The sequence below is a fragment of the Pseudomonas sp. BNK-7 genome, from assembly GCF_048072025.1.
Lineage (GTDB): Bacteria > Pseudomonadota > Gammaproteobacteria > Pseudomonadales > Pseudomonadaceae > Aquipseudomonas > Aquipseudomonas danubii.
The window spans coordinates 6,000,944-6,025,096 of the sequence record NZ_CP182252.1 but is presented as its reverse complement, the minus strand read 5'-3'; the positions used below and the strand labels follow the sequence as shown (position 1 = coordinate 6,025,096).

Genomic DNA, 24,153 nt, shown 5'->3' with positions numbered 1-24,153 from the left:
ATGGACCCGATGTGTTCATGGTGCTGGGGCTTTGCGCCCGTGGCCCAGGCCCTGGCGGAGCAGGCCCAGGCCGCCGGAGTCGAGTTGCATCTGGTGGTGGGCGGCTTGCGCACCGGCAGCGGGGCGGCACTGGAGCCCAATACCCGGCGCTACATCCTTGAACACTGGCAGGCGGTGCATCAGGCCACCGGCCAGCCGTTCACCTTCGAGGGTGCCTTGCCCGATGGCTTTGTCTATGACACCGAGCCGGCTTGTCGCGCCATCGTCACTGCTCGCAGCCTGGCTCCGGACTGTGCCTGGAAACTGTTGGGGTTGATCCAGCGGGCGTTCTATGTCGAAGGCCGCGATGTCACCCTGGCCAGTGTGCTGGTGGAGTTGGCGGAGCAGGCCGGGGTTCCTCGGATCGAGTTCGCCGAAGCCTTCGATCGCGCCGAGCAGCATGCCGCCACGGCGGCGGATTTTACTTGGGTCCAGGACCTGGGGATCGCCGGATTTCCCACCTTGCTGGCGGAACGCAACGGCCAGTTGGCCTTGCTGACCAACGGCTATCAGCCGCTGAGCGAGTTGTCGCCGTTGCTGGGACGCTGGTTGGAGCGCGCCGCCTGTGCCTGATTCAGTCGATTCAAGCCCCACCGGTAAAACCGTAGATCGTTTGAGCTGGGGGGAAATCCGTCGCCTGGCCCTGCAACATAGAAAGTCGCTGTGGATTGCCAATGGGGTGGCCGTGCTGGCGACGCTGTGCAGTGTGCCGATTCCGCTGTTGCTGCCGTTGCTGGTGGACGAGGTGCTGCTGGGCCATGGCGATGGCGCATTGCAAGTGATGAACCGCCTATTGCCCGATGGCTGGCAAACTGCGGCGGGCTATATCGGGTTGATGCTGTTGATCACCCTGATCCTGCGTTGCTCCGCCCTGGTGTTCAACGTGGTCCAGGCGCGGCTGTTTGCCGGTTTGGCCAAGGACATCGTCTATCGGATCCGCGTGCGCCTGATCGAACGGCTCAAGCGCATTTCCCTGGGGGAGTACGAAAGCCTGGGGGGAGGCACGGTCACTACGCATCTGGTCACCGACCTGGACACGGTGGACAAGTTTGTCGGTGAAACCCTGAGCCGATTCCTGGTGGCCATGCTGACCCTGGTGGGTACGGCCGGCATTCTGATGTGGATGCACTGGAAGCTGGCGCTGCTGATTCTGCTGTTCAACCCGTTGGTGATTTTTGCCACGGTGCAACTGGGCAAGCGGGTCAAGCACCTGAAGAAGCTCGAAAATGACAGCACTTCGCGTTTCACCCAGGCCCTGACCGAGACCCTGGAGGCGATCCAGGAGGTCCGCGCCAGCAACCGCCAGGGCTACTTTCTTGGACGCTTGGGCCAGCGTGCCGAGGAGGTTCGGGACTACGCCGTGGCCTCGCAGTGGAAAAGCGACGCCTCGGGCCGGGCCAGTGGTTTGCTGTTCCAGTTCGGTATCGACATTTTTCGTGCGGCGGCGATGCTCACAGTGCTGTTCTCCGACCTGTCCATCGGCCAGATGCTGGCGGTGTTCAGCTACCTGTGGTTCATGATCGGCCCGGTGGAGCAGTTGCTGAACCTGCAATACGCCTATTACGCCGCGGGCGGGGCCCTGACCCGGATCAACGAGTTGCTGGCGCGGGCCGATGAGCCGCAGTACAGCGGTGGCGTGGATCCGTTCCAGGGGCGCGAAACCGTCGGCATCGAGGTCCGCGGCCTGAGCTTCGGCTACGGCGATGAGCGGGTGCTGGACAACATGAATCTGTCGATTGCGCCTGGTGAAAAGGTGGCTATTGTCGGTGCCAGTGGTGGGGGCAAGAGTACCCTGGTGCAGCTGTTGCTGGGGCTGTATACGCCGCAGACCGGGGTGATCCGCTTTGGCGGTGCCACTCAGCAGGAAATTGGCCTGGAAACGGTACGGGATCACGTCGCCGTGGTGCTGCAGCATCCTGCCTTGTTCAACGATACGATTCGCGCCAACCTGACCATGGGCCGTGAGCGCAGTGATAGCGCTTGCTGGCAGGCCCTGGAAATTGCACAGCTCGAACCCACCGTCAGGGCGCTGCCCCAGGGCCTGGACAGTGTGGTCGGGCGCTCAGGTGTGCGTCTTTCCGGTGGGCAACGCCAGCGCCTGGCTATTGCGCGGATGGTACTGGCCGAACCCAAGGTGGTGATTCTTGATGAAGCCACGTCCGCTCTGGACGCAGCCACCGAGTACAACCTGCATCAAGCCTTGACGCGTTTTCTGCGTGGGCGGACTACGCTGATCATTGCTCATCGCCTGTCGGCGGTTAAACAGGCTGACCGGGTTTTGGTGTTCGATGGCGGGCAGATCGCCGAAGATGGCGACCATCAGCAGCTGATTGCTGATGGCGGCCTTTATGCCAAGCTATACGGGCATTTGCAGCAGGTTCGATAGTCTTGAGTTTTGTCCGGGTTTCTGTGTTTAGTGCTTGAATTTCCTGGTGGAATAACCGCTTCGGCTTGAGAGAGCGGCCGTTTCCCCGTGAAGGTTCGCCCCGGACGCTGCCCAGCCTGCGTCGGAGCTATGGAAATTCGCCTAATCTGTGCTGTCTGAGTCGGGACTACTGGGTGTTCATTTGGCAGTGCGCAAGCAAGGACCCTCATGAAGCAAAAGCGGACTTTCGCAACGCCGCGGTTGTTGGGCATCGTCTGGCCCTTTATCGCCGTGGTGTTATTTCAAGCGCTGTTGGGCGGCCTCAGCCTGTATGTCCTGTCGGCAGTGCGTGGCTATGTTGCCGGTGAGAGCTTGTGGTCCAAAGGCCAGAAAGACGCCATCTACTACCTCAATCTGTACGCCGACAGCCGTGACGAAGGCACCTTCCTCAAGTACCAGAACGCCATAGCCGTACCCCAGGGCGGGCATGAGTTGCGGGTGGCCCTGGATAGCCAGCCGCCGGATCTTGAGGCGGCGCGCCTGGGGATTCTCAAGGGCGGCAATCACCCGGATGACGTTCCTAGCCTGATCTGGCTGTACCTCAACTTCCGCCATTTCAGCTATCTGGAAAAGGCCATCGATTTGTGGACCGTGGGCGACGGCTACCTGCTGCAGCTCGATACGGTAGCCCGAGAGATGCACAAGGGGATCGGCAGCAACAGTGCCAGCGAAGCCGACGTGCAACGTTGGAAGAGTCAGATCTTTGCTATCAACGATGGAGTCACGCCGGCGGCCAAGGCCTTCAGCGATGCCTTGGGGGAAGGCTCGCGGGTGATCCTGCGCCTCTTGCTGGTGACCAACCTGGCCACAGCGCTGATCCTGATTGCCCTGGCCTTGCTGCGTACCCACAAGCTGCTGGCCCAGCGGCATGCCTTTGCCGACGCGTTGCAACTGGAGAAGGAGCGCGCGCAGATCACCTTGCAGTCCATTGGTGACGGGGTGATCACCACGGATGTCGAGGGCGCTATTGCCTACATGAACCCCGCGGCGGAAGAACTGACTCGCTGGAAGGCCGAGCAAGCGGTGGGGTTGCCCCTGGCGGCGTTGTTCAATCTCTTGGACGAAAACGCCCAGGCCGACGGCTTCACTCTGATCGAACACATCCTCAGTGGCCAGCTCAGTGGCGGCAGCGAGCATTCCAAGCTGATCCAGCGCCTGGATGGCAGTACGGTGTCGGTGACCCTGGTGGGTGCGCCGATCCGCAATGCCGGGAAGGTCAGTGGCACGGTACTGGTGTTGCACGATATGACCCAGGAGCGGCAGTACATCGCCAATCTGTCCTGGCAGGCGACCCACGATGCCTTGACCGGCCTGGCCAATCGCCGGGAGTTCGAATTCCGCCTGGAGCAGGCGTTGCACGGCTTGATCCGCCAGCCCGCCAGGCATGCGCTGATGTTTCTGGACCTGGACCAGTTCAAGCTGGTCAACGACACCTGTGGCCATGCGGCTGGGGATGAGTTGCTGCGGCACATCTGCGCGTTGCTGCAGTCGGGGCTGCGCGAAGGTGACACCCTGGCGCGATTGGGCGGGGACGAGTTCGGGATTCTTCTGGAGAACTGCTCGCCGGAGGCGGCGGAGAAGATTGCCGAAGGGCTGCGTCAGACTGTGCAGAACCTGCATTTCGTCTGGAAGGGCCGGCCATTCGTGACCACCGTGAGCATTGGGCTGGTGCATATCGCCCAGACTCCCACCACGCTTGAGGCGTCGTTGCGGGCAGCGGATATGGCCTGTTACATGGCAAAGGAGAAAGGTCGCAATCGGGTGCAGGTCTATCATGCCGACGATTCAGAACTGTCCCTGCGATTTGGCGAGATGGCCTGGGTTCAGCGGCTGCACATGGCCCTCGAGGAAAACCGCTTCTGCCTCTATTCCCAGGAAATCACCGCCCTAGGTCGTACCGAGCATGATGGTGGGCACATCGAGATTCTTCTGCGCCTGCACGACGAGGCCGGCCGGATGATCCTGCCGGACAGCTTCATTCCGGCGGCGGAGCGTTACGGCCTGATGACCTCTCTGGACCGCTGGGTGGTACAGAACGTATTCAAGATCATCGCCCAGTGCATTGCCGAGGGCCGGGAAGGACCAATGGCGATGTGTGCGATCAATCTGTCGGGTACCACCATTGGCGACGACGAGTTTCTCGACTTCCTGCGAGAGCAGTTCGTGGTCTATGGCGTACCGCCGAAGATGATCTGTTTTGAAATTACTGAAACCAGTGCAATTGCCAATTTGGGCAGTGCGATCCGTTTTATAAATGAACTCAAGGGTTTGGGCTGCCATTTTTCCCTGGATGACTTTTGTGCGGGAATGTCGTCGTTCGCTTATCTCAAACATTTGCCTGTAGACTTCCTCAAGATCGATGGAAGTTTCGTAAAGGATATGCTGGACGACCCGATTAACCGCGCCATGGTCGAGGTGATCAACCACATCGGGCATGTCATGGGTAAGCGCACGATTGCCGAGTTTGTTGAAACACCGCAGATCGAGCAGGCCCTGCTTGAGATCGGCGTGGATTATGCTCAAGGCTACATTGTTGAACGTCCGCAATTGTTCACCTGTGACAGCTTGCAGTGTCGACCCGTGCGGCCACAGCCGCTGTTGTTCAAGGCGCCCGGCACGTTCCGTTGAAACCTCTTTTGGATCCGCATATCACAATCAAAAGGAGCCCGACAGTGATCGACACATTCAACCGAACCGGCCCGCTCATGGAAGCTGCCAGCTACCCCGCCTGGACTCAGCAATTGATCCGGGACTGCAGCGAGAGCAAGCGCCGTGTTGTGGAGCATGAGCTGTATCAGCGCATGCGTGACAACAAACTCAGTGCCAAAGTCATGCGTCAGTACCTGATCGGCGGCTGGCCTGTGGTTGAACAGTTCGCCCTGTATATGGCGCAGAACCTGACCAAGACCCGTTTTGCCCGTCACCCTGGCGAAGACATGGCGCGTCGCTGGCTGATGCGCAACATTCGGGTCGAACTCAATCATGCCGATTACTGGGTGCATTGGAGTCGGGCCCATGGTGTGACCCTGGAGGATTTGCAAGCTCAGCAAGTGCCACCGGAGCTGCATGCCTTGAGTCACTGGTGCTGGCACACCAGTTCGGCGGATTCGCTGATCGTGGCGATCGCTGCAACCAACTACGCCATTGAAGGGGCGACGGGCGAATGGTCGGCCCTGGTCTGTTCCAGCGGCGTCTATGCCGCTGCGTTCCCGGAAGAAGACCGCAAGCGCGCCATGAAGTGGCTGAAGATGCATGCCCAGTACGATGATGCTCATCCCTGGGAAGCCCTGGAAATTATCGTCACGCTGGCGGGTTTGAATCCGAGCAAGGCCCTGCAAGTTGAGCTGCGCCAAGCCATCTGCAAGAGCTATGACTATATGTACCTGTTCCTGGAGCGCTGCATGCAGCAGGAAAAAACCACAGTGACTCGCGAGCGCCTAGCGCTGGCTGAAGGGTAAGTCGGGCGGGGGCTTTACGGGCAGGTCGATTGTCATGGGCAAGGGTTGCCTGAGGCAGTGGAGTTGCCCGTGATTGATATACAAGTGCGAGGCCTGCTACCTAGCCCGCCATTGCCAGCCGATTGCGTCCTTCCCGCTTGGCCACGTACAGCGCGCTATCGGCGCGGCGCAACAGGCTCTCTGCGGACTCACCCGGCAACAGGGTCGAACAGCCCAGGCTGACGGTCAGTTCGATCAGTTTGCCGTCAGCCTGGTATTCCTGGGCTTGGGCGGCATTTCTCAGCCGTTCGCCCACCATCGCCGCTGCGTCGCGCCCGGTGTTGGAGAGCAGGATCAGGAATTCTTCCCCGCCAAAGCGAAAGACCATGTCCACATTGCGCAGTTGCCCCTTGATCGAGGCGGCAACGGCCTTGAGCACTTCGTCGCCAGTGCTGTGGCCGTAGCTGTCGTTGATGCGCTTGAAGTGGTCGATGTCCAGCATCAGCAGTGACAGAGGGAGTGAGTGGCGGCGAGCCATCTCGATTTCCCGTTGCAGGGTTTGGTCCATGGCAATCCGGTTGCCGGTATCGGTCAACGGATCGCGCAGGGCGCTGCGGGTTGCGGCGCGATACAGCAAAGCGTTGCGCATCGGGTACAGCAGGGTTGAGAGCAACGACTCCAGGTAACCCTGTTCGGTCTCGCTGAAGCGTTGGCTGCGGCGGAACACCAGCTCGCCCATGGACTCGCCTTCGTGGCTCAGGTTGTAGCTGATGGAGTGGTGACCGCGCTGGCCGAACTCCAGGCGCAGGTCGCTGAGTGGGTGCTGGTAATGGAGGGCGTCGAGGGGGACCAGGCGTTGCACTTCGCGAAAGAACAGGCCGAGGATGCGTTGCGGCTCAAGGCTGGTTTGCAGTTGCAGTCCCAGTTGTTGGCGCAATTGTCCGAGGCTGACGGGCTGTTTGATCAGCGGTGTCTGTTGGCCAAAGCCCAGGCGTTGCAATTTGGCGCTATCGAAGTCAATTGCGTTGGTCTGGGTCGGTGTTTTCATTTGAGCTTGAGCCCCCTGAGCACTAATTACGGTGTTTCTGCCTGGGTGAGAGCGGCTCTGAGCTGCGCGTCATACTGTTCCTTCAGTCCCGTAGGACAATCGCGCACATTTTAGGCCGCTTCGCCTTTGGCTATAAAGCCCTCGGCACAAGCCGTTTCCCGCAGCGTCAATGCACCGTGGGTTGAGTGTTGTTAGAGCGAAACTCGTGCCATTCGGTTCATACGAATAAAACTTGTTTGAATTCAAATGGTTGGTGAGTGTGCGGGAGCACGACTTACCTTGGCTGACATTTGTTTGGCTTGAAACCCGTTGGGGATTGGGCTTGCCAAGGCGTCGCGACAGTATTCTGTCGCGACGAACGGAGAGGGTTACTGTGCGTTGAAAGCCTGGCCGTTGATTCCGGTGCTGTCCGGGCCCATCAGATACAGGTAGACCGGCATGATCTCTTCCGGTGTCGGGTTGTTGCTGGGGTTCTCGCCCGGATAAGCCTGGGCACGCATGCTGGTACGGGTGGCGCCCGGGTTGATGCTGTTGGCACGGACCGGCGCCACAGTGTCCAGCTCATCGGCCAGGGTTTGCATCAGACCCTCAGTGGCGAACTTGGACACGCCGTAGGCGCCCCAATAGGCCCGACCCTTGCGGCCGACGCTGCTGGAGGTGAACACCACCGAAGCATCCTGGGACAGTTTGAGCAGGGGCAGCAGGGTGCTGGTCAGCATGAACATGGCGTTGACGTTGACTTGCATCACTCGCATGAAGTTTTCCCCCGACAGCTGCTCCAGCGGCGTGCGAGGGCCAATGATCGAGGCATTGTGCAGCAGGCCGTCGAGGTGGCCGAACTCGGTCTCGATCATCGCTGCCAGTTCGTCGTACTGGTGCGGCAGGGCGGTTTCCAGGTTGAACGGAATCACTACTGGCTGGGGGTGGCCAGCCGCTTCGATGGCGTCGTAGACCTCGGTCAGGTTGGCTTCGGTCTTGCCCAGCAAGAGTACAGTGGCGCCGTGGGCGGCAAAGGTCTTGGCGGCGGCGGCGCCGATGCCACGCCCGGCGCCGGTGACCAGAATGACCCGGTCCTTGAGCAGTTCAGGGCGAGCGGAATAATCAAACATAAAAGGCCTCAACAGAAATTCGATCGTCTCCGGCGCTTAGCCGGGAATTGCTGCCGCTTAGCAGCTGCACAATGCGTTATCCAGAACCTGGCGCAGCTCCAGCGGATGGTTGACCACCACGTCGGCACCCCAGTGCCGGGGATTATCGTCCGGATGGATGTAGCCATAGGTCACAGCGGCGGTCTTGGTGCCGGCGTCGCGGCCGGATTCGATATCCCGCAGATCGTCGCCGACGAACAGGACGCTGGAAGGGTCCAGGTCGAGCATCTTGCACGCCAGGATCAGCGGCTCCGGATCGGGCTTGCTGTTCTTGACGTGGTCAGGGCAGATCAGTAGCGCCGAGCGCTCGGCCAGCCCGAGTTGCTGCATGATCGGCTCGGCGAAGCGCAGTGGCTTGTTGGTGACCACGCCCCAGATCAGATTGGCTTTTTCGATATCGGCCAGTAGCTCCGCCATGCCGTCGAAGAGCTTGCTGTGCACGGCGCAATGCTTGAGGTAGCGCTCGAGGAATTCCAGGCGTAACTCCTCGAATCCCGGGGATTCCGGGTCCATGGAAAACGTCACGGCTACCATGGCCTTGGCGCCGCCCGAAACTTCGTCGCGGATATGTTGGTCGGCAATCGGCGGCAGGCCGCGATCACGGCGCATGCCCTGGCAGACTGCGATGAAGTCGGGCGCGGTGTCGAGCAGGGTGCCATCCATATCGAAAAGAACGGCTCTGATGGCCATGTCTCACTCCTCTCGCAGGGTCTGGATCATGTAGTTGACGTCAACGTCCGCTGCCAGTTTGTAGTGCTTGGTCAGGGGGTTGTAGGTCAGGCCGATGATGTCCTTGACGGTCAGGCCGGCGGAGCGGCTCCAGGCGCCGAGTTCCGAAGGACGGATGAACTTCTTGAAATCATGGGTGCCGCGAGGCAGCAGTTTCATGATGTATTCCGCACCGATGATGGCGAACAGGTAAGCCTTCGGGTTGCGGTTGATGGTGGAGAAGAATACTTGGCCGCCGGGCTTGACCATGCGGAAGCAGGCGCGAATCACCGATGAAGGGTCAGGGACGTGCTCAAGCATTTCCAGGCAGGTAACCACGTCGAACTGCTCAGGCATCTCCTCGGCCAGGGCTTCGGCGGTGATCTGCCGGTATTCGACATTGACGCCGGATTCCAGCTGGTGCAACTGGGCGACCGCCAGAGGTGCCTCACCCATGTCGATCCCGGTCACGGTGGCGCCGCGCTGAGCCATGGCCTCGCTGAGGATGCCGCCGCCACAGCCGACGTCGAGGACTTTCTTGCCGGCCAGGCCGACCCGTTCGTCGATCCAGTTGACCCGAAGCGGGTTGATGTCGTGCAGGGGCTTGAATTCGCTTTCGCGGTCCCACCAGCGATGGGCCAGGGCTTCGAATTTGGCGATTTCAGCGTGGTCGACGTTGCTCATGGGTGATACTCCAAAGCTAAGAAATTCTCTGTTGGGCCTCGAGCGTCCGCTCAAGGTCCGGGTTATTGGGCGTGGCCGCTGATGCGCTGGCCCCAGTTGCGGGCGGTGGCGCTCAGCTGTTGTTCGTCCTGGCGAGTCAGGCGCCGGTCATCCAGCAGTTGCTTGCCGGCGACCCACAGGTGTTTCACGCAGTCCCGGCCAGTGGCGTAGATCAGTTGCGACACGGGGTCGTAAATCGGTTGCTGGGCCAGACCGGACAGGTCGAAGGCCACCATGTCTGCGGCCTTGCCGATTTCCAGAGAGCCCACTTCGCTTTCCAGCCCCATGGCTCTGGCGCCATTAAGGGTGGCCATGCGCAGGGCGCGATGGGCATCCAGGGCGGTTGCCGAACCTGCCACGGCCTTGGCCAGTAGTGCGGCGGTACGAGTTTCCCCCAGCAGGTCCAGATCGTTGTTGCTGGCCGCGCCGTCGGTGCCCACCGCGACGTTGACCCCGGCCTGCCACAGGCGCTCTACCGGGCAAAAGCCGCTGGCCAGTTTCAAGTTGGATTCCGGGCAATGAATGACGCTGGTGTTGGTTTCTACCAGTAAAGCCAGGTCGTCATCGCTGATTTGGGTCATATGAACCGCCTGGAAGCGCGGCCCCAGGAGGCCCAATCGAGCCAGGCGCGCCAGTGGGCGCTCGCCACGCTGCTCCAGGGATTGCTCCACTTCGAACGCGGTTTCATGCACATGCATGTGGATCGAGGCGTCGAGTTCTTCGGCGATCACCCGGATCTTTTCCAGATTCTCATCGCCTACGGTATAGGGCGCATGGGGGCCGAAGGTGATCTTGATCCTTGGGTGGTGCTTGAGATCACCAAACAGTTCGACGCCCTGACGAATGGCTTCGTCGGCGTCGTGGGCTCCAGGAATGGGGAAGTCGAGGATCGGTATGGCGAGTTGGGCGCGTATGCCGCTGTTGTGAACGCGCTCGCTGGCAACCTTCGGAAAGAAGTACATGTCAGAGAAGCAGGTGATGCCGCCTTTGATCTGCTCGGCGATGGCCAGGTCGGTACCGTCACGGACGAAGGCTTCATCCACCCACTTGGCTTCGGCGGGCCAGATATGCTTTTCCAGCCAAGTCATCAGTGGCAAGTCGTCGGCCAGGCCGCGAAACAGCGTCATGGCTGCGTGCCCGTGGGCATTGACCAGTCCCGGGCTGAGCAGCATGCCGGGCAGTTCGCGAACTTCGGTGGCGCGAAGCTTCAATGCCTCGGCTCGCGGGCCGATGAACAGAATGCGCCCGTCGCGGATGCCCAGGCCGTGTTCCTTGAGGACGACGCCGGCTGGCTCCACTGGCACCAACCAGGTCGGTAACAGCAGCAGGTCGAGCGCAGTCTCACGGTTCGGCATCGAATATCGGTCCAAGGCTTCATATAAAGGATGGCGAAGTATACCCGAGCGTCTTGGCGGGGGGATCGCTATAATCCGCGGCTTTTGTTCATGAGTACGGGGTGAGGGATGCGCGATCGTCTGTTGGCTGCGGAGAAGGTCAAGGCCATTGATTGGCGGGATAACACTCTGTACCTGCTCGATCAGCGGAACCTGCCCTTCGAGGAGACCTGGGTTGCCTGCGACAGCGCGGCCAGGGTCGCCGAGGCGATTCGTTCAATGGTGGTGCGCGGCGCTCCAGCCATTGGCATCAGCGCAGCATATGGTCTGGTCCTGGCGGCTCGTGCGCGCTTTGCCGTAGGCGGCGATTGGTTGGCCGCTCTGGAGGCGGATTTTGCCCTGTTGGCGGAGTCTCGCCCGACCGGTGGCAATCTGTTCTGGGCCTTGAATCGCATGCGCGAGCGTCTGGATCGGGTCAAGGATCAGGCTGAGCCGCTGGCGGCGCTGGAAGCCGAAGCCATGTCGATCCATGAGAGTGATCGCGAGGCCAACCTGACCATGGCTCAGCTGGGCGTGGATTTGATTCGTCGGCATCAGGGCAATCCCCAGGCCTTGTTGACTCATTGCAATACAGGCGCTCTTGCGACCGGTGGCTTCGGCACGGCTCTGGGGGTGATTCGTGCGGCTTGGCTGGAAGGCATGGTGGAGCGAGTTCATGTCGATGAAACCCGGCCCTGGCTCCAAGGGTCGCGCCTGACAGCCTGGGAGTTGGCCAGTGATGGCATTCCTGTGACCTTGAACGTCGACGCTGCCGCCGCCCACATCATGAAGACCAAAGGTGTGACCTGGGTCGTTGTCGGTGCTGACCGAATCGCCGCCAATGGCGATGTGGCGAACAAGATCGGCACCTATCAGCTGGCGGTCAATGCCATGCATCACGGCGTGCGCTTCATGGTGGTGGCCTCCAGTTCGACCATCGACATGAATCTGGCCAGTGGGGACGACATTCCCATCGAGGAGCGCGACGCCGCAGAGTTGCTGGAGCTCGCTGGCAAGCGGGTGGGGGCGGATGTGGAGGTCTTCAATCCGGTGTTCGATGTGACGCCCGCGGACCTGATCGACGCCATCGTCACCGAAAAGGGTGTCGTCGAACGTCCGGATGCAGCAAAGATGGCGCAATTGATGTGCCGTAAGCGCTTGCATTGATGTTCGGCCTCGAAGGTTGCTGTCTATGACTTCCGAGGTGGGCCGCCGAGTCGGAAAAAACACATAAATGTGTGCGAATTTGGCCTCTGAGCCTCTCTCGTCTCTTATCAGGCTGTCATCGGTCAACTAACTATGCTCCATGCGCGTCAGGGGGATAGGTGCGTGGCGGCGATTGTGATAACATCCGGCGGTTTCCAAGGCGGTCCGATGCGACTGCCTTCACTGCGCAAATCCATGGCATAACTTGTTGATTTGTCGTAAGTCGGTGCATGGCACTAGGCCTGCAGCGGCGAGCTTCGTTCGTCCCATATGGATGTGACGAAGTTTCACCAGAAAAAGGAATCAGGCTTCTCATGGGCGAACTGGCCAAAGAAATCCTCCCGGTCAATATCGAAGACGAGCTGAAACAGTCCTACCTCGACTACGCGATGAGCGTAATCGTCGGGCGGGCACTGCCTGATGCGCGCGATGGCTTGAAGCCCGTGCACCGGCGTGTGCTGTACGCGATGAGCGAGCTCGGTAACGACTGGAACAAGCCGTACAAGAAATCTGCCCGTGTTGTCGGTGACGTGATCGGTAAGTATCACCCGCACGGTGATACCGCGGTGTACGACACCATCGTTCGTATGGCCCAGCCATTCTCCCTGCGCTACCTGCTGGTAGACGGCCAGGGTAACTTCGGTTCGGTCGACGGCGACAACGCGGCGGCCATGCGATACACCGAAGTGCGCATGACCAAGCTGGCGCACGAGCTGCTGGCCGACCTGCACAAGGAAACCGTGGACTGGGTGCCGAACTACGACGGCACCGAGATGATCCCGGCGGTCATGCCGACCAAGATCCCCAACCTGCTGGTCAACGGTTCCAGCGGTATTGCCGTGGGCATGGCGACCAACATTCCGCCGCACAACCTCGGTGAAGTCATCGACGGTTGCCTGGCGCTGATCGACAATCCCGAGCTGACTGTCGACGAGCTGATGCAGTACATCCCCGGCCCGGACTTTCCGACCGCAGCGATCATCAACGGTCGCGAAGGCATCATCGAGGCCTATCGCACCGGCCGTGGCCGCATCTACATGCGTGCCCGCTCGATCATCGAAGACATCGACAAGGTGGGTGGCCGCCAGCAGATCGTCATCACCGAGCTGCCTTACCAGCTGAACAAGGCCCGCCTGATCGAGAAGATCGCCGAGCTGGTGAAAGAGAAGAAACTCGAAGGCATCACCGAACTGCGCGATGAGTCCGACAAGGACGGTATGCGCGTGGTCATCGAGCTGCGTCGCGGCGAAGTACCCGAGGTGATCCTCAACAACCTCTACGCCCAGACCCAGTTGCAAGCCGTGTTCGGCATCAACATCGTGGCGCTGATCGATGGCCGTCCGCGGATCCTCAATCTCAAGGATCTGCTGGAAGCCTTCGTTCGTCACCGTCGCGAAGTGGTGACCCGTCGTACCGTGTTCGAGCTGCGCAAGGCGCGTGAGCGCGGTCACATCCTTGAAGGCCAGGCTGTTGCCCTGTCCAACATCGACCCGGTCATTGCCCTGATCAAGGCCTCGCCAACACCGTCGGAAGCCAAGGAAGCGCTGATCAGCACGCCATGGGAATCCAGCGCGGTGATGACCATGGTCGAGCGTGCCGGCGCGGACTCCTGCCGTCCGGAAAACCTTGATCCGCAGTACGGTTTGCGCGATGGCAAGTACTTCCTGTCCCCGGAGCAGGCGCAAGCCATTCTGGAGCTGCGTCTGCACCGCCTGACCGGTCTTGAGCACGAAAAACTGCTGGCCGAGTACCAGGAGATCCTCAACCAGATCGGCGAGCTGATCCGCATCCTCAACAGCGCCACGCGCCTGATGGAAGTGATCCGCGAAGAGCTGGAAGTGATCCGTGCCGAATACGGCGATGTGCGTCGTACCGAGATCCTCGATGCACGTCTCGATCTGACCCTGGGCGACATGATTCCGGAAGAAGAGCGCGTGGTGACCATTTCCCACGGCGGCTATGCCAAGACCCAGCCCCTGGCTGCGTACCAGGCTCAGCGTCGTGGCGGTAAAGGTAAATCCGCTACTGGCGTCAAGGATGAGGACTACATTGCTCACCTGCTGGTAGCCAACAGTCACACCACGCTGCTGCTGTTCTCCAGCAAGGGCAAGGTGTACTGGCTCAAGACTTACGAAATTCCTGAAGCATCCCGCGCTGCTCGTGGCCGTCCGCTGGTGAACCTGCTGCCGCTGGACGATGGCGAGTACATCACCACCATGCTGCCGGTAGAGGAATACACCGAAGGTCACTACATCTTCATGGCCACCGCCAACGGCACCGTGAAGAAGACCCCGCTGGAATCCTTCAGCCGTCAGCGTAGCGTCGGTTTGATCGCCCTGGAGCTGGACGAAGGCGACGTGCTGATCAGCGCTGCGATTACCGATGGCGAGCGTGAAGTCATGCTGTTCTCCGATGGTGGCAAGGTGACTCGCTTCAAGGAGTCCGACGTGCGTGCCATGGGCCGTACCGCTCGTGGTGTACGCGGTATGCGTTTGGCCGAAGGCCAGAAGCTGATCTCCATGCTGATTCCGGAAGAGGGCAGCCAGATTCTCACCGCCTCCGAGCGTGGTTTCGGCAAGCGCACGGCCATCAGCGAGTTCCCAGAGTACAAGCGTGGCGGTCAGGGCGTTATCGCCATGGTCAGCAACGAGCGTAACGGCCGCCTGGTAGGCGCGGTCCAGGTGCTGGACGGAGAGGAGATCATGCTGATTTCCGATCAGGGCACCCTGGTTCGTACCCGTGTCGACGAAGTGTCGAGCCTGGGTCGTAACACTCAGGGCGTGACCCTGATCAAGCTGGCCAGCGATGAAACCCTGGTAGGCCTGGAGCGGGTGCAGGAGCCATCGGAGATCGAAGGCGAAGAGTACGAAGGTGAAGAGGGCGCTGAATTCGAGGGTTCCGTGCTGGATACGGTAGCCGAGCCGGATGATGCAACCGATGGCCAACAGGCAGACGCCGCAGGCGAAGAAGAGTCGAAAGACTAAATAAATCGTAGCAGGGCAGAGTGTTTGCTCTGTCCGCTACCGTGAATGCATAGCGAGAGTGGATGTGAGCAAACGAGCCTATAACTTCTGCGCAGGTCCCGCTGCGCTACCTGAAGCTGTCCTGTTGCGTGCCCAGGCCGAATTGCTGGATTGGCATGGCAAGGGCCTGTCGGTCATGGAGATGAGTCATCGCAGTGATGAATTCGTCTCCATTGCCACCAAGGCCGAGCAGGATCTGCGTGATCTGCTGAATATCCCCTCGAACTATAAAGTGCTGTTTCTGCAAGGCGGCGCCAGCCAGCAATTTGCCCAGATTCCACTGAACCTGCTGCCAGAAGGCGGCAAGGCTGACTACATCGACACCGGTATCTGGTCGCAGAAAGCCATCGAAGAGGCTTCCCGCTACGGTCAGGTCAATGTCGCGGCCACTGCCAAGCCTTATGACTACTTTGCAATTCCCGGCCAGAACGAATGGCAGCTGTCGAAGGACGCCGCCTATGTGCATTACGCGCCGAACGAAACCATTGGTGGCCTGGAGTTCAGCTGGATTCCAGAAACCGGCGATGTTCCCCTGGTGGCCGACATGTCTTCCGACATCCTCTCGCGCCCTGTGGATATCTCCCGTTTCGGCATGATCTACGCCGGCGCGCAGAAGAACATCGGTCCTAGCGGCATCCTGGTGAACATCATTCGCGAAGACCTGCTGGGGCGTGCCCGTTCCCTGTGCCCGACCATGCTCGACTACAAGGTCGCTGCGGATAACGGCTCGATGTACAACACGCCGCCGACCCTGGCCTGGTACTTGTCCGGCCTGGTGTTCGAATGGCTGAAGGAGCAGGGCGGGGTGGAAGCCATCGCCAAGCTCAACGAAGTCAAGCAGCGCACCCTGTATGGCTTCATCGATGCCAGCGGCCTGTACAGCAACCCGATCAACAAGTCCGACCGCTCGTGGATGAACGTGCCGTTCCGCCTGGCCGACGATCGCCTGGACAAGCCGTTCCTGGCTGGCGCCGAGGCTCGTGGCCTGCTCAACCTCAAGGGCCATCGCTCGGTGGGCGGCATGCGCGCCTCCATCTACAACGCCGTGGACATCAACGCAGTCAATGCGCTGGTAGCCTACATGGCAGAGTTCGAGAAGGAACACGGCTGATGTCTGAGCAAGAACTCAAGGCCCTGCGCCTGCGCATTGATGCTCTGGACGAGAAGGTCCTGGAGTTGATCAGTGAGCGTGCGCGCTGTGCCCAGGAAGTTGCCCGGGTGAAGATGGCTTCCCTGGCAGAAGGCGAAGTGCCGGTGTTCTATCGTCCCGAGCGCGAGGCTCAGGTGCTCAAGCGGGTGATGGAGCGCAACCAGGGGCCGCTGGGCAATGAAGAGATGGCGCGTTTGTTCCGCGAAATCATGTCTTCGTGCCTGGCGCTGGAGCAGCCGCTGAAGGTGGCTTATCTCGGTCCCGAAGGCACCTTCACCCAGGCTGCGGCCATGAAGCATTTCGGTCATGCAGTGATCAGCAAGCCGATGGCGGCGATCGACGAAGTGTTCCGCGAAGTGGCGGCCGGTGCGGTTAATTTCGGCGTGGTGCCGGTGGAAAACTCCACCGAGGGCGCGGTCAACCATACCCTCGACAGCTTCCTCGAACACGATATGGTGATCTGCGGCGAAGTCGAGCTGCGTATCCACCACCATCTGCTGGTGGGCGAGAACACCAAGACCGACAGCATCAGCCGTATCTATTCCCATGCCCAGTCCCTGGCCCAGTGCCGCAAGTGGCTGGACGCCCATTATCCGAATGTCGAGCGCGTGGCGGTGTCCAGCAACGCTGAGGCGGCCAAACGGGTCAAGGGCGAATGGAATTCGGCGGCTATCGCCGGCGATATGGCAGCGGGTCTGTATGGCCTGACGCGACTGGCAGAGAAAATCGAGGATCGTCCGGACAACTCCACGCGCTTCTTGATGATCGGTAATCAGGAAGTGCCGCCGACTGGCGACGACAAGACCTCGATCATTGTCTCCATGAGCAACAAGCCCGGTGCGTTGCACGAGCTGCTGGTGCCGTTCCACGACAACGGCATCGACCTGACGCGCATCGAGACCCGACCCTCGCGCAGCGGCAAATGGACCTATGTGTTCTTCATCGACTTCGTTGGCCACCACCGTGATCCGTTGATCAAGGATGTGCTGGAGAAGATCAGTCAGGAAGCAGTGGCACTCAAGGTGCTGGGTTCCTACCCGAAAGCGGTTCTCTGAGGCTTTAACAATGAGTGGCGACTTCCTCGCACTGGCACAACCAGGCGTGCAACAACTTTCGCCTTACGTTCCGGGCAAGCCCGTGGACGAATTGGCTCGTGAGCTGGACATCGATCCGGCCACCATCGTCAAGCTGGCGAGTAATGAAAACCCGCTGGGCGCCAGCCCCAAGGCGCTAGCAGCGATTCGCGACGAGCTGGCGGAGCTGACCCGTTACCCTGATGGCAACGGCTTTGCTCTCAAGTCCCTGTTGGCCGAGCGCTGTGGTGTGGAGATCCAGCAGGTAACCCTGGGTAACGGTTCCAACGACATTCTGGAGTTGGTGGCTCGCGCCTATCTGGCGCCAGGCCTGAATGCCGTGTTCAGTGAACACGCGTTTGCCGTCTACCCCATCGTGACCCAGGCAGTCGGTGCCCAGGCAAAAGTAATTCCCGCCAACAACTGGGGGCACGATTTGCCGGCCATGCTCCAGGCGATCGATGAGCAGACCCGTGTGGTGTTCATCGCTAATCCGAACAACCCGACAGGGACATGGTTCAGTGCCGAGGCGCTGGATGAGTTTCTTCAGGACGTGCCTGCCCATGTGCTGGTAGTGCTGGATGAGGCCTATATCGAGTATGCCGAAGGCAGTGACCTGCCTGACGGTCTGGACTTTCTGGCAGCCTACCCGAACCTGCTGGTGTCACGGACCTTTTCCAAGGCCTATGGTCTGGCGGCCTTGCGGGTTGGTTATGGTCTCTCGACCCCGGTGGTGGCGGATGTGCTGAATCGGGTGCGTCAGCCATTCAATGTCAACAGCCTGGCTTTGGCGGCGTCCTGTGCCGCCTTGCTGGACGAGGATTACCTGGCTGAGAGCCGTCGACTGAATGAGTCGGGCATGCAGCAGCTGGAGGCGGGTTTCCGCGATCTGGGGTTGAGCTGGATCCCTTCCAAGGGCAATTTCATCGCCGTGGATCTGGGGCGTGAAGCTGCGCCAGTGTTCCAGGGGTTGTTGCGTGAAGGTGTGATTGTGCGTCCGGTGGCTAACTACGGCATGCCGAACCATTTGCGCGTCACCATTGGCTTGCCTGCGGAAAATACTCGCTTCCTTGAGGCTTTGGCCAAGGTTCTGGCCCGTGGTTGATGTCATTCCAATGCAATCTGCTGTGCCTATGATCGGTCGCCTGGTAGTGATCGGCCTGGGGTTGATTGGTGGCTCCTTTGCCAAGGGGTTGCGCGAAAGTGGTGTATGTCGCGAAGTGGTCGGTGTCGATCTGGATCCGCAGTCCCGCCAGTTGGCGGTTGAGCTGGGGGTGGTGGATCGCTGTGAGGAAGACTTGGCTCTGGCTTGCCAGGGTGCCGATGTGATTCAACTCGCGGTACCGATCCTGGCCATGGAAAAACTGCTGGCAATGTTGGCTGGCATGGATTTGGGGGCGGCGGTGCTGACCGATGTTGGCAGTGCCAAGGGTAATGTGGTGCGTGCGGCGCAGGCGGCCTTTGCGGGTATGCCAGCTCGGTTCGTCCCGGGGCATCCTATTGCCGGCTCCGAGCAGAGCGGCGTCGAAGCCTCCAATGCGCAGTTGTTCCGTCGTCACAAGGTGATTCTGACGCCTCTGGAGCAAACCGATCCTGCCGCGCTGGATCTGGTCGACAAGCTTTGGCGTGAGTTGGGGGCTGATGTCGAGCACATGCAGGTCGAGCGCCACGACGAAGTTCTGGCAGCGACCAGTCACCTGCCGCACTTACTGGCATTTGGTCTGGTCGACTCCCTGGCCAAGCGCAGTGAAAATCTCGATATCTTCCGTTACGCTGCGGGCGGGTTCCGCGATTTCACGAGAATCGCCGGCAGCGACCCGGTCATGTGGCACGACATCTTCCTCGCCAACCGCGAAGCAGTTCTGCGCACACTCGATACATTTCGCAACGATCTCGACGCCTTGCGCGACGCGGTCAATGCAGGGGACGGGCATCAGTTGTTGGGCGTATTCACTCGCGCCCGGGTTGCCCGCGAGCATTTCGGTAAAATCCTGGCCCGCCGGGCCTATGTGGACGCTATGAACTCCAACGATCTGATTTTCCTGGCAAATCCTGGTGGCCGCCTGTCTGGGCGGATTCGTGTACCGGGCGACAAATCGATTTCCCACCGTTCGATCATGCTTGGCTCCCTGGCTGAGGGCACCACCGAAGTCGAGGGGTTTCTCGAGGGTGAGGATGCTCTGGCGACGCTGCAGGCCTTCCGCGATATGGGGGTGGTCATCGAAGGTCCGCACCATGGGCGTGTGACTATTCATGGTGTGGGTCTGCATGGCTTGAAGCCAGCGCCGGGCCCGATCTATCTGGGTAACTCCGGCACTTCGATGCGCCTGCTCTCCGGTCTGCTGGCTGCGCAGAGCTTCGACAGCACCCTCACGGGGGACCCCTCGCTGTCCAAGCGTCCGATGAATCGCGTGGCCAACCCGCTGCGGGAAATGGGTGCGGTGATCGAGACAGCGGCCGAAGGTCGCCCGCCAATGGTGATTCGTGGTGGTCACAAGCTCAAAGGGCTGACTTACACCTTGCCAATGGCCAGTGCCCAGGTTAAGTCCTGTTTGCTGCTGGCTGGCTTGTATGCTGAGGGGAAGACCACAGTCACAGAGCCAGCACCGACCCGCGACCATACTGAGCGTATGCTGCGTGGTTTTGGCTACCCGGTGAGTGTTGACGGTGCAACTGCATCGGTTGAGTCGGGCGGTAAGCTCAAGGCAACTCATATCGAAGTCCCGGCAGACATTTCTTCTGCGGCGTTCTTCCTGGTAGCTGCTTCCATCGCCGAAGGCTCTGAGTTGGTGCTGGAGCATGTGGGAATCAACCCGACCCGTACTGGCGTGATAGATATCCTGCGCCTCATGGGCGCTGATATTCGTCTGGAAAACCAGCGCGAAGTCGGCGGTGAGCCGGTTGCCGATTTGCATGTGCGTGCTGCCAAGCTCAAGGGGATCGAGATTCCTGAAGAGTTGGTGCCATTGGCGATCGACGAATTCCCTGTGCTATTCGTAGCTGCCGCCTGCGCCGAAGGGCGTACTGTGCTGCGTGGTGCGGAAGAGCTGCGGGTCAAGGAGTCCGATCGTATCCAGGTAATGGCTGATGGCTTGCTGACCTTGGGAGTCAAGTGTGAGCCAACTCCTGACGGCATCATTATTGAGGGTGGCCAGATTGGGGGCGGTGAAGTGCACGGTCATGGTGATCACCGTATCGCCATGGCATTCAGCGTTGCTTCGTTGCGTGCCAATGCGCCGATTCGTATCCACGACTGTGCGAACGTTGCTACCTCGTTCCCGAACTTTCTTGCGTTGTGCGCGCAGGTGGGGATTCGTGTCGCGCAAGAGGCTCAGTCGTGAATATCAAGGCGCCCGTGATCACCATTGATGGGCCAAGTGGTTCAGGTAAAGGCACCATTGCTGGCAAGCTGGCCAAGCATCTGGGTTGGTGCCTGCTGGATTCCGGGGCTCTTTACCGGCTGCTGGCTTTCGCCGCACGCAATCATGGCGTTGACCTGACTAACGAAGAGTCGCTGAAGTTGTTGGCAGCTCATCTGGATGTGCAGTTTCTCGGCGCCACTGAAAATCATCCACAGCGGATCATCCTCGAGGGCGATGATGTGACCGACGACCTGCGCAATGAGCAGGTTGGAGCCTGGGCGTCTCAAGTGGCAGCGCTGCCGGCTGTGCGTGATGCCTTGTTACAGCGTCAGCGTGCATTCCAAGAGCCGCCGGGCCTGGTTGCGGATGGTCGCGACATGGGCACCGTGGTGTTTCCTGATGCGCCATTGAAGATTTTCCTGACTGCCAGTGCCGAGGAGCGTGCCCGTCGGCGTTACTTGCAGTTGAAGGGAAAAGTCGATGGTGTTAGTCTGTCGAGTCTGCTAGATGAGATACGTGCGCGCGACGAGCGCGACACCCAGCGAGCGGTAGCCCCGCTCAAGCCGGCGGCCGACGCCATGCAGCTGGATTCCACGGAGTTGTCCATCGATCAGGTGTTGCAACGCATCTTGAGTGAGATCGCCATCCGCGATATCGCCGGGTGAACAAGGAGGATCGCGGGGGACCAGTCATAGTCCTGCGATCTTTCTTTTATATGAACGTAACCCACATTGTCTGGGATGTGGCAGATGGGCGTATTCTTCGCCCTTATCAACAGGAATTAAAATGAGCGAAAGCTTTGCGGAACTCTTTGAAGAAAGCCTAAAAACCCTGAACCTTCAGGCAGGCTCCATCATCACCGGTGTTATCGTCGACATCGACTACCAAGCGCGTTGGGTAACTGTTCACGCTGGTCTGAAGTCTGAGGCACTGATCCCGCTTGAGCAGTTCTACAACGATGCTGGCGAACTGTCCATCAATGTTGGTGATGAAGTTCACGTTGCTCTGGATTCGGTTGAAGACGGTTTCGGTGAAACCAAGCTCTCCCGTGAAAAAGCCAAGCGCGCTGAATGCTGGATCGTTCTGGAAGCAGCCTTCGCAGCCGAAGAAGTGGTCAAGGGCGTTATCAACGGTAAGGTTAAAGGCGGCTTCACAGTCGACGTTAACGGCATCCGTGCGTTCCTGCCAGGTTCTCTGGTTGACGTCCGTCCAGTGCGCGACACTACGCACCTGGAAGGCAAAGAGCTCGAGTTTAAAGTCATCAAACTCGACCAGAAACGCAACAACGTTGTCGTTTCCCGTCGTAGCGTCCTCGAAGCCGAGAACTCCGCTGAGCGTGAAGCTCTGTTGGAATCCCTGCAGGAAGGTCAGCAAGTCAAAGGTATCGTCAAGAACCTCACCGACTACGGCGCATTCGTTGATCTGGGCGGCGTCGATGGCCTGCTGCACATCACTGACATGGCTTGGAAGCGTATCAAGCATCCTTCCGAAATCGTCAACGTTGGCGACGAGATCGATGTCAAGGTTCTGAAGTACGATCGCGAGCGCAATCGTGTTTCCCTGGGCCTGAAGCAACTGGGCGAAGATCCATGGGTTGCTATCAAGGCTCGTTACCCAGAAAGCACCCGCGTTACCGCTCGTGTAACCAACCTGACCGACTACGGCTGTTTCGCTGAGCTGGAAGAAGGCGTGGAAGGTCTGGTGCACGTTTCGGAAATGGACTGGACCAACAAGAACATCCACCCTTCGAAAGTCGTACAAGTCGGCGACGAAGTGGAAGTTATGGTTCTGGACATCGACGAAGAGCGTCGTCGTATCTCCCTCGGCATCAAGCAGTGCAAGTCCAACCCGTGGGAAGACTTCTCTGGCCAGTTCAACAAGGGCGATAAGATCTCCGGCACCATCAAGTCGATCACCGATTTCGGTATCTTCATTGGTCTGGACGGCGGCATCGACGGTCTGGTTCACCTGTCCGACATCTCCTGGAACGAAGTGGGCGAAGAAGCCGTACGTCGCTTCAAGAAGGGCGACGAACTGGACACCGTTATCCTGTCGGTTGACCCAGAGCGCGAGCGTATCTCCCTGGGTATCAAGCAACTGGAAAGCGATCCGTTCTCCGAGTACGTTCAAGAGAACGACAAAGGCGCAATCGTTAAGGGTGTTGTAAAAGAAGTTGACGCCAAAGGCGCCATCATCACCCTGGCTAACGATATCGAAGCTACTCTGAAAGCCTCCGAAATCAGCCGCGACCGCATCGAAGATGCGCGTAACGTTCTGAAAGAAGGCGAAGAAGTTGAAGCCAAGATCATCAGCGTTGACCGTAAGAGCCGTGTAATCCAGCTCTCGATCAAGTCGAAAGACGTTGAAGACGAGAAAGAAGCTATCCAGAGCCTGCGCGACAAGCCAGCTGCTTCGGATATCGCTGCTGGTCCTACCACTCTGGGCGACCTGCTGCGTGCACAGATGGAAAAGCAGAACTAAGTTCTGTCAGACCATAAAAAGGGCGACTTCGGTCGCTCTTTTTTTTGCTCCAAAATCGTTAGTTTGAGAGTTCTCCGCAAGGGAAACCAACACGTACCGTGAGCTGTCTCTTTCTTAGGTGGCCGGCTGCGTATTCGGAGCTAGGCTTTGCCTTGGATGTGCATCATTCGAGCAGCAGGGGCTGCTATAAGGAAGAGCATGAGCAGGCTGGTTATGATTGTTTTGGTTCTTTTGTTGGTTGGTTGTGCGACCAATGTAAAGACTCATGCTGTTCGTGGGGTCAGTGGTATTGAGATCGATTGTTCAGGTTTGGGAGCGGATTGGGGGCAGTGCTACAGGCGTGCTGCGAGCGAATGTAAGGCTGGTGGTTACAAAATCATCACTAAGTCGAGCGACGCCAAGGACGAGGAGGGAGATTTTCCCTTCGGCTGGAATCCGGCGGGGTACCTCACGCGTACGATGCTCGTGATGTGTCGATAGAAAGGCCTGAGTTTACATCTCTGCGTCTCTATCACTGGCAAAAGGAGTTTGTGTTATCTGCGCAGTTCTTGGGCTGTTCAAAACCTTCAGAGCATGCTAAAACCTTTTGAGCACTGACCTAGCTGCTTGAAAAAGAAGGGAAAAATATGACGAAGTCGGAGTTGATCGAACGAATTGTCACCCATCAAGGGCTGCTGTCATCCAAGGATGTCGAGTTGGCTATCAAGACTATGCTTGAGCAAATGTCTCAGTGTCTGGCTACTGGGGATCGAATAGAGATTCGAGGGTTTGGTAGTTTTTCCCTTCATTACCGTGCTCCGCGTGTTGGGCGTAATCCTAAAACAGGTCAATCTGTTAGTTTGGATGGGAAGTTTGTGCCTCACTTTAAGCCGGGTAAGGAATTAAGGGATAGAGTCAATGAGGATGATATTATCTAATGGTCTTCATTTTTTATTCGGATGCCGTAAATGCATGATG

General features: G+C 59.3%; 19 protein-coding genes. 14 read left to right on the top strand and 5 right to left on the bottom strand.

Annotated elements, in window-relative coordinates; genetic code table 11:
- The first annotated feature begins 9 nt into the window (after nucleotides 1-9).
- The 4 genes from ACMGF8_RS27020 to ACMGF8_RS27005 all read left to right on the top strand — a co-directional run bounded on the left by ACMGF8_RS27020 (nucleotide 10) and on the right by ACMGF8_RS27005 (nucleotide 5,922).
- Nucleotides 10-612, top strand: a complete 603-nt coding sequence (locus ACMGF8_RS27020) for a DsbA family protein (protein WP_170003873.1) — start codon at nucleotides 10-12, stop codon at nucleotides 610-612.
- Nucleotides 605-2,425, top strand: coding sequence for an ABC transporter ATP-binding protein (locus ACMGF8_RS27015; RefSeq protein ID WP_102860840.1), 1,821 nt, complete (start codon nucleotides 605-607; stop codon nucleotides 2,423-2,425). Before ACMGF8_RS27020 ends, ACMGF8_RS27015 begins: the two co-directional genes overlap by 8 nt.
- Before the next feature lie 207 nt (nucleotides 2,426-2,632).
- A complete protein-coding gene (locus ACMGF8_RS27010; protein ID WP_102860841.1) occupies nucleotides 2,633-5,092 on the top strand; it encodes an EAL domain-containing protein in 2,460 nt (819 codons plus the stop codon).
- Between the two features lie 77 nt (nucleotides 5,093-5,169).
- Nucleotides 5,170-5,922: a TenA family transcriptional regulator gene (locus tag ACMGF8_RS27005; RefSeq protein WP_222933806.1), complete on the top strand. Its 753-nt coding sequence runs from the start codon at nucleotides 5,170-5,172 to the stop codon at nucleotides 5,920-5,922.
- Nucleotides 5,923-6,022: 100 nt separating this feature from the next.
- Here ACMGF8_RS27005 and ACMGF8_RS27000 read toward each other — a convergent pair whose 3' ends face one another.
- The 5 genes from ACMGF8_RS27000 to ACMGF8_RS26980 form a co-directional block, all read right to left on the bottom strand.
- Entirely contained in the window at nucleotides 6,023-6,949 is a 927-nt protein-coding gene (locus ACMGF8_RS27000; RefSeq protein ID WP_102860843.1) for a GGDEF domain-containing protein, read from the bottom strand.
- Nucleotides 6,950-7,317: 368 nt separating this feature from the next.
- Nucleotides 7,318-8,058 (bottom strand): YciK family oxidoreductase, encoded by a 741-nt coding sequence (locus tag ACMGF8_RS26995; protein WP_102880480.1) that lies wholly within the window; start codon nucleotides 8,056-8,058, stop codon nucleotides 7,318-7,320.
- A 57-nt stretch (nucleotides 8,059-8,115) separates the two neighbouring features.
- Nucleotides 8,116-8,787 carry an N-acetylmuramic acid 6-phosphate phosphatase MupP gene (mupP, locus tag ACMGF8_RS26990; RefSeq protein WP_102860845.1) on the bottom strand — a complete coding sequence of 224 codons (672 nt, stop codon included), beginning with the start codon at nucleotides 8,785-8,787 and terminating at the stop codon, nucleotides 8,116-8,118.
- 3 nt (nucleotides 8,788-8,790) lie between these two features.
- Nucleotides 8,791-9,489 carry a bifunctional 2-polyprenyl-6-hydroxyphenol methylase/3-demethylubiquinol 3-O-methyltransferase UbiG gene (gene ubiG / locus ACMGF8_RS26985; RefSeq protein WP_016964097.1) on the bottom strand — a complete coding sequence of 233 codons (699 nt, stop codon included), beginning with the start codon at nucleotides 9,487-9,489 and terminating at the stop codon, nucleotides 8,791-8,793.
- Nucleotides 9,490-9,551: 62 nt separating this feature from the next.
- Nucleotides 9,552-10,883 (bottom strand): TRZ/ATZ family hydrolase, encoded by a 1,332-nt coding sequence (locus ACMGF8_RS26980; RefSeq protein WP_416757850.1) that lies wholly within the window; start codon nucleotides 10,881-10,883, stop codon nucleotides 9,552-9,554.
- A gap of 108 nt (nucleotides 10,884-10,991) precedes the next feature.
- Between ACMGF8_RS26980 and mtnA the strand changes: the two genes are divergently transcribed.
- The 10 genes from mtnA to ihfB all read left to right on the top strand — a co-directional run bounded on the left by mtnA (nucleotide 10,992) and on the right by ihfB (nucleotide 24,113).
- The gene (gene mtnA / locus ACMGF8_RS26975; RefSeq protein WP_416757848.1) at nucleotides 10,992-12,068 is read left to right on the top strand and encodes an S-methyl-5-thioribose-1-phosphate isomerase; all 1,077 of its coding nucleotides are present in this window, start codon (nucleotides 10,992-10,994) and stop codon (nucleotides 12,066-12,068) included.
- 353 nt (nucleotides 12,069-12,421) lie between these two features.
- Nucleotides 12,422-15,091, top strand: coding sequence for a DNA gyrase subunit A (gyrA, locus tag ACMGF8_RS26970; RefSeq protein ID WP_115580653.1), 2,670 nt, complete (start codon nucleotides 12,422-12,424; stop codon nucleotides 15,089-15,091).
- A 64-nt stretch (nucleotides 15,092-15,155) separates the two neighbouring features.
- Entirely contained in the window at nucleotides 15,156-16,241 is a 1,086-nt protein-coding gene (gene serC, locus ACMGF8_RS26965; protein WP_102880987.1) for a 3-phosphoserine/phosphohydroxythreonine transaminase, read from the top strand.
- Nucleotides 16,241-17,335 carry a prephenate dehydratase gene (gene pheA, locus ACMGF8_RS26960; RefSeq protein WP_016964092.1) on the top strand — a complete coding sequence of 365 codons (1,095 nt, stop codon included), beginning with the start codon at nucleotides 16,241-16,243 and terminating at the stop codon, nucleotides 17,333-17,335. Before serC ends, pheA begins: the two co-directional genes overlap by 1 nt.
- A 10-nt stretch (nucleotides 17,336-17,345) precedes the next feature.
- Nucleotides 17,346-18,458 (top strand): histidinol-phosphate transaminase, encoded by a 1,113-nt coding sequence (gene hisC, locus ACMGF8_RS26955; RefSeq protein ID WP_102860849.1) that lies wholly within the window; start codon nucleotides 17,346-17,348, stop codon nucleotides 18,456-18,458.
- A 28-nt stretch (nucleotides 18,459-18,486) separates the two neighbouring features.
- A complete protein-coding gene (locus ACMGF8_RS26950) occupies nucleotides 18,487-20,694 on the top strand; it encodes a bifunctional prephenate dehydrogenase/3-phosphoshikimate 1-carboxyvinyltransferase (RefSeq protein WP_115580652.1) in 2,208 nt (735 codons plus the stop codon).
- Entirely contained in the window at nucleotides 20,691-21,380 is a 690-nt protein-coding gene (gene cmk, locus ACMGF8_RS26945; protein ID WP_416757845.1) for a (d)CMP kinase, read from the top strand. The genes ACMGF8_RS26950 and cmk overlap by 4 nt, the downstream gene beginning before the upstream one ends.
- A 121-nt stretch (nucleotides 21,381-21,501) precedes the next feature.
- On the top strand, nucleotides 21,502-23,196 hold the full coding sequence (gene rpsA / locus ACMGF8_RS26940; protein WP_007931318.1) for a 30S ribosomal protein S1: 1,695 nt from the start codon (nucleotides 21,502-21,504) through the stop codon (nucleotides 23,194-23,196).
- Nucleotides 23,197-23,394: 198 nt separating this feature from the next.
- Nucleotides 23,395-23,676 carry a hypothetical protein gene (locus ACMGF8_RS26935; RefSeq protein WP_207166357.1) on the top strand — a complete coding sequence of 94 codons (282 nt, stop codon included), beginning with the start codon at nucleotides 23,395-23,397 and terminating at the stop codon, nucleotides 23,674-23,676.
- Between the two features lie 146 nt (nucleotides 23,677-23,822).
- Nucleotides 23,823-24,113 carry an integration host factor subunit beta gene (ihfB, locus tag ACMGF8_RS26930; protein WP_102860853.1) on the top strand — a complete coding sequence of 97 codons (291 nt, stop codon included), beginning with the start codon at nucleotides 23,823-23,825 and terminating at the stop codon, nucleotides 24,111-24,113.
- Nucleotides 24,114-24,153: the final 40 nt, after the last annotated feature.

Bases quoted from the DNA above. Each gene is read 5' to 3' on its own strand.
- rpsA (WP_007931318.1), top strand. From the start codon at position 21,502: ATGAGCGAAAGCTTTGCGGAACTCTTTGAAGAAAGCCTAAAAACCCTG.
- gyrA (WP_115580653.1), top strand. From the start codon at position 12,422: ATGGGCGAACTGGCCAAAGAAATCCTCCCGGTCAATATCGAAGACGAG.
- ACMGF8_RS26980 (WP_416757850.1), bottom strand. From the start codon at position 10,883: ATGCCGAACCGTGAGACTGCGCTCGACCTGCTGCTGTTACCGACCTGG.
- mupP (WP_102860845.1), bottom strand. From the start codon at position 8,787: ATGGCCATCAGAGCCGTTCTTTTCGATATGGATGGCACCCTGCTCGAC.
- hisC (WP_102860849.1), top strand. From the start codon at position 17,346: ATGAGTGGCGACTTCCTCGCACTGGCACAACCAGGCGTGCAACAACTT.
- ACMGF8_RS27020 (WP_170003873.1), top strand. From the start codon at position 10: ATGTGTTCATGGTGCTGGGGCTTTGCGCCCGTGGCCCAGGCCCTGGCG.
- ihfB (WP_102860853.1), top strand. From the start codon at position 23,823: ATGACGAAGTCGGAGTTGATCGAACGAATTGTCACCCATCAAGGGCTG.
- mtnA (WP_416757848.1), top strand. From the start codon at position 10,992: ATGCGCGATCGTCTGTTGGCTGCGGAGAAGGTCAAGGCCATTGATTGG.
- ubiG (WP_016964097.1), bottom strand. From the start codon at position 9,489: ATGAGCAACGTCGACCACGCTGAAATCGCCAAATTCGAAGCCCTGGCC.
- ACMGF8_RS26950 (WP_115580652.1), top strand. From the start codon at position 18,487: ATGATCGGTCGCCTGGTAGTGATCGGCCTGGGGTTGATTGGTGGCTCC.
- ACMGF8_RS26935 (WP_207166357.1), top strand. From the start codon at position 23,395: ATGAGCAGGCTGGTTATGATTGTTTTGGTTCTTTTGTTGGTTGGTTGT.
- ACMGF8_RS27000 (WP_102860843.1), bottom strand. From the start codon at position 6,949: ATGAAAACACCGACCCAGACCAACGCAATTGACTTCGATAGCGCCAAA.
- ACMGF8_RS27010 (WP_102860841.1), top strand. From the start codon at position 2,633: ATGAAGCAAAAGCGGACTTTCGCAACGCCGCGGTTGTTGGGCATCGTC.
- ACMGF8_RS27005 (WP_222933806.1), top strand. From the start codon at position 5,170: ATGGAAGCTGCCAGCTACCCCGCCTGGACTCAGCAATTGATCCGGGAC.
- ACMGF8_RS26995 (WP_102880480.1), bottom strand. From the start codon at position 8,058: ATGTTTGATTATTCCGCTCGCCCTGAACTGCTCAAGGACCGGGTCATT.
- pheA (WP_016964092.1), top strand. From the start codon at position 16,241: ATGTCTGAGCAAGAACTCAAGGCCCTGCGCCTGCGCATTGATGCTCTG.